General features: G+C 72.8%; 15 protein-coding genes. 8 read left to right on the top strand and 7 right to left on the bottom strand.

Annotated elements, in window-relative coordinates:
• Window positions 1-402: ADP-ribosylglycohydrolase family protein (locus FH969_RS10035; protein ID WP_180359753.1), on the top strand; the 402-nt coding region annotated here is incomplete at its 5' end.
• Window positions 403-415: 13 nt separating this feature from the next.
• Here the strand turns inward: FH969_RS10035 and FH969_RS10040 are convergent.
• Both FH969_RS10040 and FH969_RS10045 read right to left on the bottom strand, forming a co-directional pair.
• The gene (locus FH969_RS10040) at window positions 416-760 is read right to left on the bottom strand and encodes a type II toxin-antitoxin system PemK/MazF family toxin (RefSeq protein ID WP_139987146.1); all 345 of its coding nucleotides are present in this window, start codon (window positions 758-760) and stop codon (window positions 416-418) included.
• A complete protein-coding gene (locus FH969_RS10045; RefSeq protein WP_139987147.1) occupies window positions 757-1,026 on the bottom strand; it encodes a ribbon-helix-helix protein, CopG family in 270 nt (89 codons plus the stop codon). Before FH969_RS10045 ends, FH969_RS10040 begins: the two co-directional genes overlap by 4 nt.
• Before the next feature lie 174 nt (window positions 1,027-1,200).
• Between FH969_RS10045 and FH969_RS15480 the strand changes: the two genes are divergently transcribed.
• Together FH969_RS15480 and FH969_RS10050 are read left to right on the top strand one after the other, a co-directional pair.
• Window positions 1,201-1,761 carry a DEAD/DEAH box helicase family protein gene (locus FH969_RS15480; protein ID WP_218975301.1) on the top strand — a complete coding sequence of 187 codons (561 nt, stop codon included), beginning with the start codon at window positions 1,201-1,203 and terminating at the stop codon, window positions 1,759-1,761.
• A complete protein-coding gene (locus FH969_RS10050) occupies window positions 1,731-4,778 on the top strand; it encodes a helicase-related protein (protein WP_246071850.1) in 3,048 nt (1,015 codons plus the stop codon). Before FH969_RS15480 ends, FH969_RS10050 begins: the two co-directional genes overlap by 31 nt.
• Window positions 4,779-5,064: 286 nt before the next feature.
• Here the strand turns inward: FH969_RS10050 and FH969_RS10055 are convergent, their stop codons facing one another.
• From FH969_RS10055 to FH969_RS10065, 3 genes are all read right to left on the bottom strand, one after another.
• A complete protein-coding gene (locus FH969_RS10055; protein WP_139987148.1) occupies window positions 5,065-5,898 on the bottom strand; it encodes a hypothetical protein in 834 nt (277 codons plus the stop codon).
• A gap of 153 nt (window positions 5,899-6,051) precedes the next feature.
• Window positions 6,052-6,486, bottom strand: coding sequence for a type II toxin-antitoxin system VapC family toxin (locus FH969_RS10060; protein ID WP_108718586.1), 435 nt, complete (start codon window positions 6,484-6,486; stop codon window positions 6,052-6,054).
• Window positions 6,483-6,719 (bottom strand): hypothetical protein, encoded by a 237-nt coding sequence (locus FH969_RS10065; protein WP_108718585.1) that lies wholly within the window; start codon window positions 6,717-6,719, stop codon window positions 6,483-6,485. Before FH969_RS10065 ends, FH969_RS10060 begins: the two co-directional genes overlap by 4 nt.
• Before the next feature lie 189 nt (window positions 6,720-6,908).
• Here FH969_RS10065 and FH969_RS10070 point away from each other — a divergent pair, with 189 nt between their 5' ends.
• Genes FH969_RS10070 through FH969_RS10085 form a run of 4 tightly spaced genes read left to right on the top strand, consistent with a single transcriptional unit; the run spans window position 6,909 to window position 13,874 of the window.
• Window positions 6,909-8,378, top strand: coding sequence for a DUF3375 domain-containing protein (locus tag FH969_RS10070; RefSeq protein WP_180359754.1), 1,470 nt, complete (start codon window positions 6,909-6,911; stop codon window positions 8,376-8,378).
• Window positions 8,375-9,169, top strand: coding sequence for a DUF4194 domain-containing protein (locus FH969_RS10075; protein ID WP_139987150.1), 795 nt, complete (start codon window positions 8,375-8,377; stop codon window positions 9,167-9,169). The genes FH969_RS10070 and FH969_RS10075 overlap by 4 nt, the downstream gene beginning before the upstream one ends.
• Complete coding sequence (locus FH969_RS10080; protein WP_139987151.1) at window positions 9,166-12,615, top strand: ATP-binding protein; 3,450 nt, start codon at window positions 9,166-9,168, stop codon at window positions 12,613-12,615. The genes FH969_RS10075 and FH969_RS10080 overlap by 4 nt, the downstream gene beginning before the upstream one ends.
• Window positions 12,612-13,874, top strand: coding sequence for a Wadjet anti-phage system protein JetD domain-containing protein (locus FH969_RS10085; RefSeq protein WP_180359755.1), 1,263 nt, complete (start codon window positions 12,612-12,614; stop codon window positions 13,872-13,874). Before FH969_RS10080 ends, FH969_RS10085 begins: the two co-directional genes overlap by 4 nt.
• Here FH969_RS10085 and FH969_RS10090 read toward each other — a convergent pair.
• Together FH969_RS10090 and FH969_RS10095 are read right to left on the bottom strand one after the other, a co-directional pair.
• Window positions 13,871-14,575 carry a VOC family protein gene (locus tag FH969_RS10090; protein ID WP_159096444.1) on the bottom strand — a complete coding sequence of 235 codons (705 nt, stop codon included), beginning with the start codon at window positions 14,573-14,575 and terminating at the stop codon, window positions 13,871-13,873. The genes FH969_RS10085 and FH969_RS10090 overlap by 4 nt on opposite strands.
• The gene (locus tag FH969_RS10095) at window positions 14,568-15,194 is read right to left on the bottom strand and encodes a hypothetical protein (RefSeq protein WP_139987153.1); all 627 of its coding nucleotides are present in this window, start codon (window positions 15,192-15,194) and stop codon (window positions 14,568-14,570) included. The genes FH969_RS10090 and FH969_RS10095 overlap by 8 nt, the downstream gene beginning before the upstream one ends.
• 307 nt (window positions 15,195-15,501) lie before the next feature.
• Here FH969_RS10095 and FH969_RS10100 point away from each other — a divergent pair, with 307 nt between their 5' ends.
• Complete coding sequence (locus FH969_RS10100; protein ID WP_139987154.1) at window positions 15,502-15,852, top strand: hypothetical protein; 351 nt, start codon at window positions 15,502-15,504, stop codon at window positions 15,850-15,852.
• The last annotated feature ends 144 nt before the right edge of the window (window positions 15,853-15,996 follow it).

The following is a 15,996-nucleotide window of genomic DNA, read 5'->3' on the forward strand; positions in this document are numbered from 1 at the left end:
CCCGCGTTCGACGACGTCGCGGCCTGGGTGCCGCGTCCCGACGTGTGGCGCGCGCGGCTCGCCGAGGCCGAGGCTCAGACGCCCGCGACGTTCACGAACAATGCGTGGACCGTGGGTGCGCTGGAGGCGGCATGGTCGGCGATCGTGCACACGCCGCGTGGTGCGGCCGCTGGTCCGAGTGAGCCGGTGGTCGCGGCGCTGACCACGGCGATCCGGATCGGCCACGACACCGACACCGTCGCGGCGATCGCGGGGGCGCTGCTCGGGGCGCGGTGGGGGACCGGCGCGCTGCCCGAGCGGTGGACGCGGATGGTGCACGGCTGGCCGGGGCTCGACTGGCCGGGGCTGCGGGCGCTCGCGGAGCGCGTGGTCGCGAAGGGCGTCGAGCGCCGGGGCGCGTGATGGGCCTGGGCAGTCAGAGGCGCAGGAGGTAGCGGAGCACCTGGTCGACGCGAGCGAGGTCCACGGGGCCCACTCGCCCGAGGACCTCCACCGCGCGGTCGGTCGAGATCGTCCGAATCTGCTCACACTGGACGTACGAGATCACCGGAAGCGCGCCGTCGAGCTCGACGTTCGTGGCGTACCCGCGCCGGGTCCGGGTGATCGGGAGTACGACGGCGAGGCCCACCGCCGCGAGACGGGGGTCGGACACGACGAGCGCCGGTCGGCGCCACGCGGCCTCGTGCCCGATCGGATCGCCGAGGTCGACGAGCCAGATCTCGCCACGCGCCAGGGCTGCGGCCCCGACCGTCGGGCTCATCGCCGCGTCGCGCCGCGGCGGGCAGGTCGGAGGACGTCCTCCCACGACTCCGGCTCGAGCCCGTTCTTCGCAGAGGGCCCGGCAGACGTCTCGAGTTGGAACGCGCCGGCGAGGGCGTCCGACCGGACGACGTCCCAGAACGCCTCACGCTCGCGGGCGGCGATGGCTCGCTCGACCACGGCGGCGATGCTCGAGCCGTCGTGCGCCGCCAGCGCAGCCAGGCGGTCGCGGAGCTCCTGTGGGACGCGGATCGTCGTCGAGGTCACCCGGCAATGATACGAATATGTAGACGACTCCCTCTACCAGCAGGCTGCGCTCGTTGCGTTGCTCGCTCGGGACGCGACGTCACGCCGCACGTCGACGTCTCCAATAGATTGGCTGACGTCGCCGTGGGAGGGGTGCGCGTGACGGGGCAACTAAAAGCAGCGCAGGGAGGCCCGATGGAGTGGACGTTCGACGCCAACCCCGCCGAGACCGTCCTCGCCCTCGAGGCCACCCGCATGCAGCAGGCTGCGCTGTTCGACCCGATGCTCGCCGTCGCCACCAGCAAGGTGGACCCCCTGCCGCACCAGATCCGCGCTGTCTACGGCGAGCTGCTTCCGAAGCCCGGCCCGCTGCGATTTCTCCTCGCGGACGACCCCGGCGCCGGCAAGACGACCATGGCCGGCCTCTACCTCAAGGAGCTGCTGCTCCGGGGCGACGTGCGCCGTTGCCTGATCGTCGCGCCCGGCGGCCTGGTGGACCAGTGGCAGGAGGAGCTCGCGGAGCGGTTCGACCTCGAGGCGACCATCCTCTCCCGCGCCCTCGCGGACGAGTCAGCCCACGGCAACCCGTTCGGCGACCCCGCCGACCCAACCCAGGCACCCCTGATCCTCGTCGCGCGGATGGACCAGCTCTCCCGCGACGAGGCCTGGCTCGCTATCTCGAAGGCAGCGAGTGGGACCTCGTCGTGGTGGACGAGGCGCACCGGATGTCCGCCACGTACTCGGGCGGCGAGCTGACCCGCACGTTGCGCTACCGGCTCGGCCAGCTCCTCGGCTCGATCACCCGCCACCTCCTGCTCATGACGGCCACGCCGCACGCGGGCAAGGAAGAGGACTTCCAGGCGTTCCTCGCACTGCTGGACCCGGACCGCTTCGAGGGCGCCTACCGCCGCGGCGTCCACCGCGCCGACTACTCGGGCCTCATGCGGCGCATGCTCAAGGAGGATCTGCTCACGTTCGAGGGTCGAAGCCTCTTCCCCGAGCGGATCGCCACCACCGTGCCGTACGAACTCACCGCCGCGGAGCAGACCCTGTACGAGGAGGTCACGCGGTACGTCCGCGAGCAGATGAACCTCGCCGATCGCGTCGCGGCCGAGGGTGATGCCCGACGACGTACCACCGTCGGCTTCGCCCTTACCGTGCTGCAGCGTCGCCTCGCCTCCAGCCCGGCGGCGATCCACGAGAGCCTAAGGCGCCGTTCCGAGCGGCTGCGCGCCCGCCGGACCGAGCTCTCGAGGCTCGGCGGCGTGCTGGAGGAGATCCACCACGCTGAGCTCGCCGTCGTCGACTCCACCCGCGTGACGCGGCTCTGGGAGGACCCGGAGGAGGTCGACGTCGAGGAGACCGAGGCCCTCGAGGAGCAGCTGCTCGACTCGGCGACGGCGGCACGCACGGTCGCCGAGCTCGACGTCGAGCTCGCGGTTCTCGATGAGCTCACCGCACTCGCGGCGCAGGTCCGCGCGAGCGGGACGGACCGGAAGTGGAGTCAGCTGCGCGGTCTCGTGCTGAACGCGGGGGCGCGCAAGCTCATCGTCTTCACCGAGCACCGGGACACGCTGACCTACCTCACGGACCGGATCGCCACGGTGCTGGGGGACGCCTCCGCCGTCGTCGCGATCGACGGCGGGACGCGCCGGAGCGAGCGCCTTGCCGTCCGCGAGCGGTTCACTCACGACCCGACGTGCCGCATCCTCGTCGCGACCGACGCCGCGGGTGAGGGGCTGAACCTGCAGGCTGCGCACCTCATGGTGAACTACGACCTGCCGTGGAACCCGAACCGGCTCGAGCAGCGGTTCGGCCGGATCCACCGGATCGGCCAGCGCGAGGTGTGTCGGCTGTGGAACCTGGTGGCCTCCAACACCCGTGAGGGCCAGGTCTTCGAGCGCCTGCTGACGAAGATCGAGGAGCAGCGCACGGCGTACGGCGGCAAGGTGTTCGACGTGCTCGGCGAGCAGGCGTTCGGCGAGCGTCCGTTGCGCGAGCTGCTCCTCGAGGCGGTGCGGTACGGCGAGGACCCGGCGGTACGTGCCCGCCTGGACCAGGTGATCGACGCGAGCGTGGCGCACGGTCTCGCGGACCTCGTGCGCGAGCGGTCGCTTGCCACGCCGGAGATCTCCCTCGCCGATCTGCACGCGCTGCGCGCGGAGATGGACGAGGCACGGGCGCGGCGGCTCCAGCCGCACTACGTCGGCCGGTTCTTCGTGCACGCATTCCGCGCGGCGGGCGGATCGATCCATCCGCGAGAGTCGGGTCGGTTCGAGATCACGCACGTGCCGTCGAACCTCCGGCTGGCCCGCGTGTCGCCTCGCTACGCCCGAGTCACGTTCGACCCGGCCACGGAGCGTGCGGAAGCCGAGGTCCTCGCGCCTGGGCACCCACTGTTCGACGCTCTCGTGGCCGAGACCCTGCGCCGCACCGCCCACACGATCCGGCGGGGCGCCGTGCTCCTCGACCCCGATCCCGGTGCCTCGGCCCGCCTGATCGTGGCGGTTGCCGAGGAGCTGCACGACGGCGAGGATGCGATGGTCTCGAAGCGCCACTCGTACGTGGCGATCGACGGGGACGGCGGGCGGCTCGCGGGCCCGGCGCCGCATCTGGACCTGCTAGACCCGACGGACCCGGCCGCGGGCGTCGACCTGCGACGGCTGGCCGACGTCGTCGCAGCCACGCTGTCGCAGAGCTGGGCGGCACGCGTCGCGGGGTCCGCCCTGGACTGGTCGCGCGAGCACGGCCTGACGACCCACCGTGCGGAGGTCCAGCGCCGCGTTGCCCGCAGTTCGCTGCACGCGGCCGCGACCTGGGTCGGCATCGCGATCGGCGTCACCGCGACGGTCATTCTGTGGGGGTTGTGGGAGCTTCGGAGCCGACGCGATCGGCGCCAGGAGCTGCACCGGGCCTGGTGGGACGGCCGGGCTACTGGTCGTGTCGAGTTGCGGGCGGAGATGCGGGCCGAGTTGCGGGCAGAGATGCGGGCCGCGGCGCCGCCTCCCGTGCCGGATTCTGCACCTCGGCCGCCTGCGACCACCGCGGTCTCACCCGCTGTCAAACCCGCTCCTGCAGCGCCTCCACCACAGCTCTCCGCCTTGTCGACGGCCACCGATCCGACGCCATCTGCGCCGCTTCGGCCGACATCGCCGCCGAACAGGCGAACGGCGGTCGAACCGCACATCGTGACGCGTACGCGCGAGCCCAGCACGACTGCGCTCCGGGACGACTTCGCATCACGGCGACGGCAGTGGTCCACGGCAGAGACGTCACGCGCGCGTGAGCTGTGGGAAAGCGGCGAGACGGTGGAGAGCGTCGCGCTCGTGATGCGGATCGATCGGTTCGACGTGGCCGAGCATCTTGCCAGCCACTACTACCAGGTCCAGGGGCGCATCGGACAGGACGTGAGCCGACCACGCTACGGGCTCCGATACGAGCAGTGGGAGCTCCGCGCGATGGATCGCTTCGGACCGGCTGGCGCGACGTTCGACGAGCTCGTTGCTCGGCTCGAGCGAGACCGGCTCGGAGTGGCGATGCGCATGCTCGATCGGGGCGTCGGGCGCCCCGGCTGGCGCGAGGCGGAGCCCACGCCGCGTACTCCTCGCCCAGACGCCGAACGGCGAGTCGTGATCTTTGCCACCGCACCGGAACCTGCTTTGCGACATGCGCGCTCGACCTCACGCCGTCGGCCGGCCGCTTCCCCATCGAGGATCTGTCCGACATGCCGCATCGAGCTACCAGCCACCGGAGTCTGCGACCACTGCTCGTGAGGGAGTCTCGGGTGGTGCCCGCACGACTCTGCCGGACGACGGCTCGGGCAGCGCCGAGCCGCAGCCCTGTGGCTGCGCACATCGGAACTGCTCCGAGCCGCGCCCCGTCCGCGGAGCATCGCGGGGCGGCGAATCGGCGCTTCTCCGCGCCTCACACCCCACCCGGCGGACACAACGCGAGGTCGACCACAGCCACAGCCCTGTCACGAAGCCTTGTCGGGTCGGAGTCCGTCGGCGAGCGGCGCACGGCCGCATCTCGTGCTCGAGCGCTGGGTGGACACGCGGATCACTCGGGCTGCTCGGACGCGGGGCCGCGGATCAGGGCAGCCAGCGTTGCCGTCACGAGCGAGCGGCACATCTCGTCGGGGGGATCGCGCTCGGCCATGGCGGCCAGCGTCGTCGCGCCGCAGATGACCACGAGATCGCCGAGCGCGACGGACCATCGAGACTCGACGTACTCGGCGCTCGCCGTCCCCACCCGCGACACGAGGCGCCACCGGTTGTCGACCACCGTGGCGCTCGCCGGAACGTACAGACCGAGCTCTGCGGGCGAGGGCTGAGTCACGACCGACGTGCCGCGGAACCCGGGCGAGAACCTGCCTTCGCCGCGGGGGGTCGGCGCGACGTCGAACGTGGGGTCCGCGGGCGACAGGCCGGCCTGCGGATCGGTCCAGGCGGCGTGGTCGACAGCGGCCTCGTCCGGGCTGGCGAACTGGAGGATCGAGAGGCCGATCGCCGGAGTGAGCCAGATGCCGCCCTCCGCGAACGGCGTGCTCCAGTCGCCGTCGTCGGACTCGGGCGGGTCGTCCACCGTGGCGAGCCCCACCCGTCCGCCGACGTACGCGACGGCGAGGGGCGTCGGGGACTCGACGGGAAGGTCCGCCTCGTCGGCTTCGTCGTCGCCGCACTCGGCCGCGCCCGGGCACCGCAGGACGTCGACGAGACCGGAGGGCAGCTCGTCGTCGGTCGGCAGCGCGGGCTCGAGGTCGGCGAGCGTCCATGTTCGCAGCGTCGTCGCCGGCCCGAGCGAGGTCTGCCGTGCCTGTTGCTCACCGCCCGCGCACCCGGTGGCGGCGAGCGCAGCGATGAGCACGAGTATCGTGGTGTCAAAACGCCTCATACAACGTCACAGTAACGCTTGCGAGATCTATTGCCTAGTGAGTCGGGGGCCGGTAGCGCGGAGCCAGGGCGCAAGGGGGCCTGGACAGCGCTCAGCGGGTCGGCGGGGCCGGCGGGCGTGCGCGACTGCGGAACTGCGGCGGCGTGGGCGCGCTCAGGCCACGAGGGGGTTGCGCACGCGCTGCTGCGGGAACCACGAGAAGTCCCGGTCCGCCGACCACAGCTCGTCGATCCCGTGGGACAGACAGATCGCCGCGATACGGGCATCGTGCACCTTCGGGCCCGCGACGTCCCCGCGCTTCAGCAGCTCGGTCAGAACGTCGAGATGCTCGGCCGTCTCGCTCAGCAGGTGCACCTGGGGCAGGCTCGTGATAGCCCGCATCGCCTCGAGTGCCACCCCTTGCGGCGACGGCGGCGTGTAGATGCGGGGGTGAGTCACCACGGCGAGGAATTCGTGCACGCACGGCCACGGGACGGCCCAGGAGGCACCCGACGCCACCAGGTCGTCCACCACGGCGAGCGCTCGAGTGTGGTACGGGCTGTCCTCACGGTGCGCGTACACCAGGAGGTTCGTGTCCACTGCGATCACGGCGTCGAGATCCCGTAGGAGCGGATGATCACGTCGGAGGGGTCGACGTCGGACACGAGGCCGTGTCCGGCGACGGTCGGGAAGTGGAAGTCGATCGGCGGCGCGGCAGTGCGGCGATCGAGCTCGGCGGTGACCCCTGAGATGACCAGCTCTCGCAGCGTCGTGCGGTGCTCGTGAGCGACGGCGCGGGCGCGTCGCGCGAGCTCGTCCGGGATGTCGATCGTGGTCTTCACACCCCCATGGTAGGCCGGACCCGTACTCCCGCATCGGCATCGCGGCGAGCCGTATCGTGGGAGTGGGTGTGGTTGGTGCCGAGGCAGCTCACGCACGGAGGTACGCACGGCGGCGCGAGCTTCGTCCTCGATGTCAGGGGCAGCGGTTACCTTGACCGAGTCGGAACGGAGCGAGCGATGGAGGGCGAGATGAGCGGCACCGCGGTGCGACTCGCGGCTCTGGAGCTGCGCCGTGTTCGAGACACCGAGCACCACCCCGGGTGGGCGCTCATCCGGGCCGAGAACGCCCCCGTCGCCGCGGCGATCCTCGGCACGTACCTCGCGGGGGACGTGCGGCGTCGGCCGGCCGCCGAGCTGGCCGAGCTGGTCGAGAGTGAGCTCGACGAGCTGCGCGAGGCTGGCTTCGACCTCCCACGTACCGCCCATGCCTACCTGGCCGAGTGGCGCGCCCAAGGACTGCTGATCCGCCGCGCTGCCGACGAGTCCCGGACGGAGACCTATGAGCTGACCGCCGAGGCGCTGGGGGCCCTTCGCTTCCTCGACCAGCTCCGCACGCCTCGGCAGGCCGCGACCCAGTCCCGCCTCGCCACTATCTCCGCTGCGCTGCGGTCGCTCGCCGTCGACTCGGACCCCGACGTGACGGTCCGGCTCACCGCCCTCGAGGAGGAGCGCGCGCGGCTGGACGAGCGCATCGCGCGCCTGCGCTCGGGCGAGGAACCCGTCGTGGACCGCGCGGCCGCGATCGAGCGTGCGCGGGACGTCGTGCAGCTCGCCGAGGAGGTGCCGGCCGACTTCGCTCGCGTTCGCACCGAGCTCGACGGCGTGAACCGCAGTTTGCGGGAGTCGATCCTCGACGGCGACACGGTGCAGGGCAGGGTGCTCGCGGAGGTCTTCCGCGGCGTCGACCTCATCGCCGAGTCGAACGCCGGGCGGACGTTCGCCGCCTTCGCCGAGCTCGTGCTCGACGCCGAGGCCGGCGCCGCGTTCGCGGACGCGGTGGGCCAGGTGCTCGACCGTGAGTTCGCTCGCGAGCTGAGCCCCGCGCAACGACGCTTCCTGCGCGGACTCCTTCCGGCTCTGGTCGACGCGAGCCTCGAGGTGCAGGTCACCATGGCCGCCTTCGCCCGCAGTCTGCGCCGGTTCGTGCACTCCCAGGACTACCTCAGCGACCGCGTGCTGCGCCGCGAGCTCACGCAGACGCTGGCCGCGGCCCTCCCCGCCGCCGCCACGACGCGACCGTGGGCGCCGTCGGGCATCGAGCTGTCGCTCACCTCGGTGCCCCTCGCAAGCGTCGGCGCCATCCAGCTGTACGACCCACAGGAGTCCGAGGTGAGCGGCGACGTGGAGGTGCACGAGGACACCGAGGTGGACCTCGACGCGTTGCGCGCGCTCGCCCGCGAGACCGAGATCGACATGGCCGAGCTGCGCGCGGCCGTCAACGACGCGCTGGCCTTCGCGCGCGACGTCACCATCGCGGAGGTGCTCGACCGGCACGGCGCCACCCAGGGCGTTGCGAGCGTGGTGGGACTCCTCGCGCTCGCCGCACGGCACGGCGTGGCGCATCCCGAGGCGCGCGAACGGGTCGAGTGGACGTCCGTGAGCGGAGTTCCGCGAGAGGCGCGCATTCCTGTCCACACCTTCACCGGGAGGGTTCCGTGACCGACACGACCTGGGGGCGCGTCGCTCCGCCGCCCGACGGCGCGCCCGCCGACGCGGCACCCGATCGCACCACGGAGGCGTTCGAGCTCGCCGACTCCTCACGGCCTGGGCTGTGGCCGGGCGACCGCGGGAGCCTCGACGCTCCGTCGCGGCGCGCGCTGCTCGCGCTGCTGCGCGGCCCGTACCTCTCCGCCGATCGCCACGGCGACCTCTGGAAGGCCCTGCTCCGTGACACCGACGCGATCGTCGCGCGCCTGAACGACGTCTACTGCGACCTGGTCGTCGACATCGACGTGGGCGTGGCGTTCGTCCGCAACGTCGAGCTGCCCGACGGCGGGGCACCCCGCGCGGTGCGCACGGCGCCGCTGACGTTCCTCGACACCGCGATGCTCCTCGTGCTGCGCCAGCACTTCCTGGCGAGCGACGGCGCAGACCGCGTGATCGTGGGAAAGGACGAGGTCGCCGAGCAGCTCGACGTGTACCGCGGGGCGATGGGCCGCGACGAGTCCGACTTCGCCCGGCGCGTCAACGCCTCCTGGACGAACATGGACAAGCACGGCTTCACGCAGCGCACCGACGTCGAGGGTCGCGTGGAGATCTCGCCGCTGCTGCGCATCATCGTCGGGCCCGAGCAGGTCGCGGCCGTGCGGGCGAGCTATGAGCGTATGGCGGCGGGCGGCGGGCCGGCCGAGACGGAGGTCGACCGCGAGGGGGACCCCCGGCCCGGCGGCGCCAGCAGCGAGGACGCAGGCGGCGGGGTCGACGTGAGCGAGACCGAGGAGGCCTCATGACCAGCGGGAGCGACGCCGTCGTGCACCCCGGGCAGTGGCGACTGAGCAGGGTCCAGGTGCTCGACTGGGGCACCTTCTCGGGCCTGCACACGGTGGACGTGGCCCGTCAGGGCCACCTGTTCGCGGGCGAGTCCGGTTCGGGCAAGTCCTCGCTCCTCGATGCGATCGCCACCGTCCTCACGCCGGCGAGGTGGCTCGCGTACAACCTCGCGGCGCAGGATGCGGGCGCGCAGCGACGCTCCGACCGCAGTCTCGTCACCTACGTCCGCGGCGCGTGGCGCCGTGAGTCCGACCTGGAGTCCGGCGGGACCACCGCGACGTACCTGCGCACGGGTGCCACGTGGAGCGGGATCCTCCTGCGCTACGAGAACGGCCAGGGCGACGTGGTCTCGTTGGTGCGACTCATGCACGCCCGCTCGACGGCGAGCTCACCTGCCGACGTCCGCCAGCTCCACCTCATCGTGCGCCGCGAGGTGGGGCTGCTCGACTTCGGCGAGCACGTGCGCCACGGGATCGACGTGCGTCGCCTCAAGCAGGCGTTCGACGCCCCGGGTGACACCGTGACCGATCAGCAGACCGTCTTCACGCAGCGCCTGCGCCGGGTCCTCGGGATCGGGCAGGGGAGCATCGCGCGCGACAGCGAGAACGCCCTCCTCCTGCTCCACCGCACGCAGGCGGCGCGCAACCTCGGGAGCCTCGACCACCTCTTCCGCACGTTCATGCTGGACGAGCCCCGGACGTTCGCGATGTCGGACAACGCGGTGGAGCAGTTCGACAACCTCGACCAGGCGCACCAGCGCGTCGTCGAGGCGCGACGCCAGGTCGAGCTGCTGCGCGTGGCCGAGGGTCCGGCCACCGCGTTCGAGCGGGCGACGAGCGAGGCCGCGACAGCGCACGAGCTGCTCGACGAGCTGGACTCCTTCCACGACCGCCGCATCGCCGAGCTGCTCGAACGCAGCATCGCCGAGGACACCGCATTGCGTGCGACCCTGGCGGCCGCCATGGACGAGGCCACTCGGTCCGCGGTGCTGGCCGAGCGAGAGCTCACCGCGGCGCGCCGCGAGGTCGACGACCGAGGCGGGATCGGCGTCGCGCTGGCGCAACGGCGCGTGACCGAGGAGGCCGACGCCGCGGACCGCGTTCGGCAGCTCCACGAGCGCACCGCCAGCGCGCTCGCGTCCGTCGCGATCCCGATGCCCGACTCCTCGGCGGCGCTCGCCGAGCTGCAGGCCACGGCCCGGCGCACGCAGGACCAGGCCACCGAGGCGAAACGACGCACCGACCCCGACCTGTACGACGCGCACGACGCGCGAGCTGCGGCGCAGCGCGCGGTGGTCGAGCTCGAGGGCGAGCTCGAGGCGCTGCGCGGCCGGCGCAGCAACATGGAGCCGCGGCTCCTGGCGACGCGCACCTGGCTCGCGGACGTCCTCGGAGTCGCCGAGTCGGCGCTGCCGTTCGCGGGCGAGCTGCTGGACGTGGCACCCGAGCACGCAATCTGGCGAGGCGCGATCGAACGCGTGCTGCGCCCGCTCGCGACCACCCTGCTCGTGCGCGAGGAGCACCTGGACCGCGTCGTGCGCGCGGTCGAGGAGAGGCATCTGGGGACGAGGCTCGTGTACCAGGCCGTGCCGGCGCACGTCGGAGGGCCGCCGCCCGTGGCCACGGCCGACTCGCTGGTGCACCGGCTGAGCCTCGCACCGCACCCCGCGTCGGGCTGGCTCGCCGTCGAGCTCGCCGAGCGCTACGACTACGCCTGCGTGGCCACGCCCGAGGAGCTGCGCCGCGTGCGCCGCGGGATCACCGTCGCCGGTCAGGTCAAGGGCGGTCGAGGGCGGTACGAGAAGGACGACCGCCGCGAGGTGGGTGACCGCAGGTCCTGGGTGCTGGGCTCGGACAACGAGGAGAAGCGCGAGGCCGTTCACGCCGCGCTCGTCCAGGCGCGCGAGGAGCTCGCGCGCGCAACGGAGGTGGTGGCTGCGCTCCAGGGCCGCGCGGAGCAGCAGACCCGTCGGATCACCGTGCTCGCGGGCGTGGTCGGGCTTCGGTGGCCCGAGCTCGATCGTGACGGTGCCGCAGCCCGGGTGCGGGACGCCGAGGCCGACCTGGACCGCCTCGTCCAGGGCAACGCCGACCTCGCCACGGCGAGGGAGTGGGTCGAGCAGGCTCGGGCCGCGCAGGAGCGCGCCGCGTCCGCGCGCGATGACGCCGCCGGTGAGCTCGCCGTCGTGCACCACCGCCTCGCGGAGCGTGAGGGGGAGCTGCGGGTGGTCCGGGCGCGGGTGGCTGGGACCGCGGGGAACCTCGGGAGTACCGACGGCGTGGGCGGGTCTGTGGCCGGTCGGGACCCGGAGGCGCGTGCGGCGCTGTGGGCGTTGCTCGACGAGCGGTATCGCGCGATCCGTCGCAAGCAGACCCTCGACGGCGTGCGCGAGTCCCAGGCCAAGGTGCTGAAGGCGCTCACGGACGAACGCGTCGTGGCTGAACGCGAGGCACGCGACGCCGCGAGCCGCTACGAGGACGTCCTGCGGCGGATCCGCTCCGAGTTCCCCGCCCTCGCTCCCGACCTCACCGTCTCGGTCGGGGACCGCGCCGGGTGGCGGCGCGTGCGCGAGCAGGTCGAGGGCACGGGTCTGCCCGAGCACGAGCAACGCTTCGCCGACCTCCTGCGAACCCAGTCCCGCCAGCTCGTGGCCCAGCTCCTCAACGAGCTGCGCGGTGCCCTGCGCGCGGTCCGCGAGCGGATCGACCCCGTCAACGCCTCGCTCGCGCGCTCACCGTTCGACCGGGACCGGCACCTGCGCATCGTGCCGAGCGAACGACGCTCCCAGGACGTCAACGCGTTCCTCGAGGACCTGCGCGCCGTCGCCGACGGCTCGTGGGAGGGCGAGGACCTCGCGGCCGCCGAGGTGCGCTTCGCGGTGCTGCGCCGACTCATGACCCGCCTGGGATCGGGCGAGGCGGCGGATCAGGCGTGGCGCCGCCGGTGCCTCGACACCCGCGAGCACGTCACGTTCCTCGCCCAGGAGATCGATCTCGACGGCGTGGTGGTCAACGTGCACGACTCCGGCGAGGGCCTGTCGGGGGGCCAGAAGCAGAAGCTCGTGGTGTTCTGCCTCGCCGCGGCCCTGCGCTACCAGCTGACCGACGGCGAGGAGGCCGTGCCCCGGTACGGGACGATCGTGCTCGACGAGGCATTCGACAAGGCCGACTCCGCCTACACCCGGATGGCGATGGACGTGTTCGTCGAGTTCGGCTTCCAGATGGTGCTCGCGACGCCCATGAAGCTGCTGCAGACGATCGAGGAGTACGTCGGTGCCATCACGTACGTGACGTGCCGGGACTTCAAGGAGTCGCAGGTCGGGACGGTGGCGATGCGCCGCCGCGAGGCACCCCCGCGCGTCGTCGCAGCGGGGCCCCTCGAGCCGAGCGCCCCGGTGGCCGGGTGAGCGACTCCCCTCGCGCAGGGACGCGCCGCGCCGGCGACTGGGTAACGCCGTCGGACGTGCGCGCCGTTGCGCAGCGCCGCTACCGGCGCGACCACGCGACCTGGGCGGCCGGCGGGCGGTCGGCGCGCACCGCCCCCGACGTCATCGACGTCCCGCTGCACCCGCCGAGCGAGCGCGTGGCGCTCGCCGATCTGCCGGGCGCGACGGCGTGGGCCGAGTCCTGGCGCGCCGCGCACCCCGCGATCGACGTGACGTGGCAGGAGCGACGATGGTCGGCCGTCGGGAACCAGCGCGTGCCCGTGCGTGCCCGCGTCGACGGGGCGGACGCGATCGCCGACCTCGCGGGAGAGGGAGCGCGCTGGCGGCGTCTCGAACGGCGCCTCGACGGACTAAGGGCCCACTGGTTCGCGCCGGGCGGCTCGAGCGACTCCGACGGGCCGAGCGTCGCCGGGCCTGCCGGGCTGGTCGGGGCACTGCGCCGGGTCGCCGACGACGTGGCGGGCCTGGACGAGGTCGACCTGGCGCGGGTGGTCACGGTGGTCGACTGGGTGCGCGACCATCCCGAGTCCGGCGCCTACGTCCGGTCGTTGCCCGTGCGGGGGATCGACTCCAAGTGGCTCGAGGGGCACCGGGCCGTCGTCGAGCGGCTGCACGCTGGGGTCACCGGACGGTCCGAGCTGGGTCTGCGTCGTCAGAACGACCTGATCCGCATCCGCATCCTGGACGAGGCGGTGCGGCCGGGCGGGATCAGCGAGCTCGCGCTGCCGCTCGCGGAGCTGGCTGCGGTGCGCTGGCCGATCGCGCCGCAGGCTGCCCTGATCCTCGAGAACGTCGAGTCGCTGGTCGCACTTCCGGACATCCCCGGAGCTGTCGCGGTGCACGGGGCGGGCCACGCCGTCGGGCGGCTCCGGGACGTGCCCTGGTTGGGCGAGGTGCCGCTCGCGTACTGGGGCGACCTCGACACCCACGGCTTCCGCGCGCTGCACCACGCGCGTGAGTCCCTCCCGCGGGTCGAGTCGGTGCTGATGGACGCCGAGACGCTCGACGCCCACCGCGACCTGTGGGGGACCGAACCGGCACCCCACACCGGTGAGCTCCCGCTGCTGACTCCGGACGAGCGGACCGTGCTCGAGGCGTTGCGCGAACACGGCAACGTCCGGCTCGAGCAGGAGCGGATCGCCTGGGCATACGCCCTGGCGAGACTGCGCGAGCGGCTGGAGGTGCTCACCGGCGAGCAACGACGGACCGGGTACACCTAGGCGGTCGGCCGCCCCTGCCAGGTGCACACGCAGGCCTCGTTGCCCTCGGGGTCCGCCAGCACCCAGAACGCCGGCGCCGCAGCGTCGGAGACGAGCCGCCCACCCGCCTCGAGCGCCGCAGCGATCCGCGGCTCGGCCTCGTCGTGGCCGACCGAGACGTCGAGGTGGATGCGGTTGCGCTGCGGCCGGGGCGCGTCCATCTGCTGGAACCAGTAGGCCGGGCCGAGCCCGTCCGGGTCGACCAGCTCCACGTCCAGCTCGCCGTCGGCCTCCTCGACGTGCGCGTCGTAGCCCAGGACCGCGGCCCAGAACGGCCACACGGCCGCGATGTCGAGCGCGTCGATGGCGACCTCCTGCACCGACATGCGCGGCGCGGTGGGCACCAGGCCCATCTCCTCGGCGATCACGCTCACCCGCTCGGCCAGCTCGACGTCGCGCTCGGTGAGGCCGCGCGCGTCGTGGCTGGTGGTGGTCACCGTGACCCGGCCCCAGCGCAGGTGCAGCTCGGGGTGGTGGTGCAGCTCCTGCGCGAGCTCGGTCACCGCACCCGCGAACTCCACCAGCAGGAGGTAGCTGTCGGACGTGAAGGTGGCGCGCAGGGTGCGCAGCAGCACACGCCAGTGCCGCTCGTCGACCGACGCCGTCACGTCCGCGTGCCCGAGTCTCGGTGGTCGGCTCCTGGCCGGCCGCCCGTCAGTCACAGCTGCCGCACACGCCGCTGACCGGCAGCTGCATGAAGCACGACGGGCAGATCGCCGGTGGCTCCTCGGCGCGGGCCGCGGCGGCCGCCTTCGCCGCGCGCGCCGCGGCCCGCTCCGACTTCTCCCGGTGCGGGCGAGGGCCCTCGCCGTACCGGTCCACCCACGCCGTCGTCATCCGCGGCTGCGCGTCGTCCGGGACGTCGTCGGCGTACAGGCGGTAGCACGTGAGCCGGTCGGCGGCCGCTGCGTTCTGGCGCGCGACGTCGTCGGTGAAGCCCCCGAGGTGGCCGTGCGTGATGTACCCGTCGCTCACGCTGCCGTCCGCGTGCACCACGAGCGAGGTGAGAGGCGGCCGGCCGTCGGTCGAGGTCGCACGCTGCACCGGGCTGAGCACCTTGCCCATCCAGTTGCCCGACAGCATGCGGGTGCGATACCCCGTCCGCTCGAACAGCTCGTGCGCGAGATCGCCGTACAGGACGTAGCCGCCGTAGCGTCCGGCGACCTCCTCCAGCAGGGGAACTGTCGCCTCCACCCACGCCTGCACGGCGACGTCGAACTCGACCTGGACCTCTGGCGCGGCGTCGTGCCACGTACCCGGACCCTGGGGCGTCGTCGTCATCGTCATCGCCTCCCGCGTCGGACCTCGAAGGGTTCCCGCCATTCCAGCAGCAGAACGGCCGATCCGCCAGATCGACCGTCCACCCGGCGAGTCACAGACCGATCCGGGGCGAAGTCTTGACGCCGACCGGGCCCGAGGTTGACTATCGGCGCCAGGTCTAGACCTTCGTCTAGGTAGTTCTGCTGTCTTTCCGCGGAAATCTCGTGTTGACTGGCCTTGGTTGCCGGACAACTCACGGTGCTGACTTCAAGCGCCGGCCGCACAGCACAGAAACCGCTCCCCGAAGACTCGCCAGGAGGTGAACCCGATGTCCGGTCAGCCGCTCGACCGACGGAGCTCCGCCGTTGCCGCACTCCCCGCCGGGAACGTCGCCCGAGCGCTCGTCCACCGGACCTCTCCGCTGGTCCGCCTCACCCGCTCGACCGCCCCGATCATGCTGTCGCTCGTCGCCGTGTTCACGACGATCTCCCAGAACGGCAGCTACGGCACCGCACCGTTCTGGCTCGCGGTGGTCCTGACGGTGAGCGCGTTCGGCGGCTGGTGGGAGACGGGGCTGCGTCGGCCCCACGCCGATCGCGTCGAGGCCGCCATCACCTGCGCCGCCCTCCTGACCTGCGTCTTCGCGGTCGTGCTCGCGCTGCTCGGCCTCTCCGCCTGACGCGCGTCCCCCCACGCGCCCCTGACACCTCGCACGTCCTCTGACGTCGTTCGTCTTCCGACCTGCGCCCGACGGTGAGCGCACCCGCCCGCGAACCTCCCGTTCGCCGTCGCGCACGTCGTGCGGCCCGGGCACCCGACCTAG

This window comes from Miniimonas arenae, from assembly GCF_006351005.1.
Classification (GTDB): domain Bacteria; phylum Actinomycetota; class Actinomycetes; order Actinomycetales; family Beutenbergiaceae; genus Miniimonas; species Miniimonas arenae.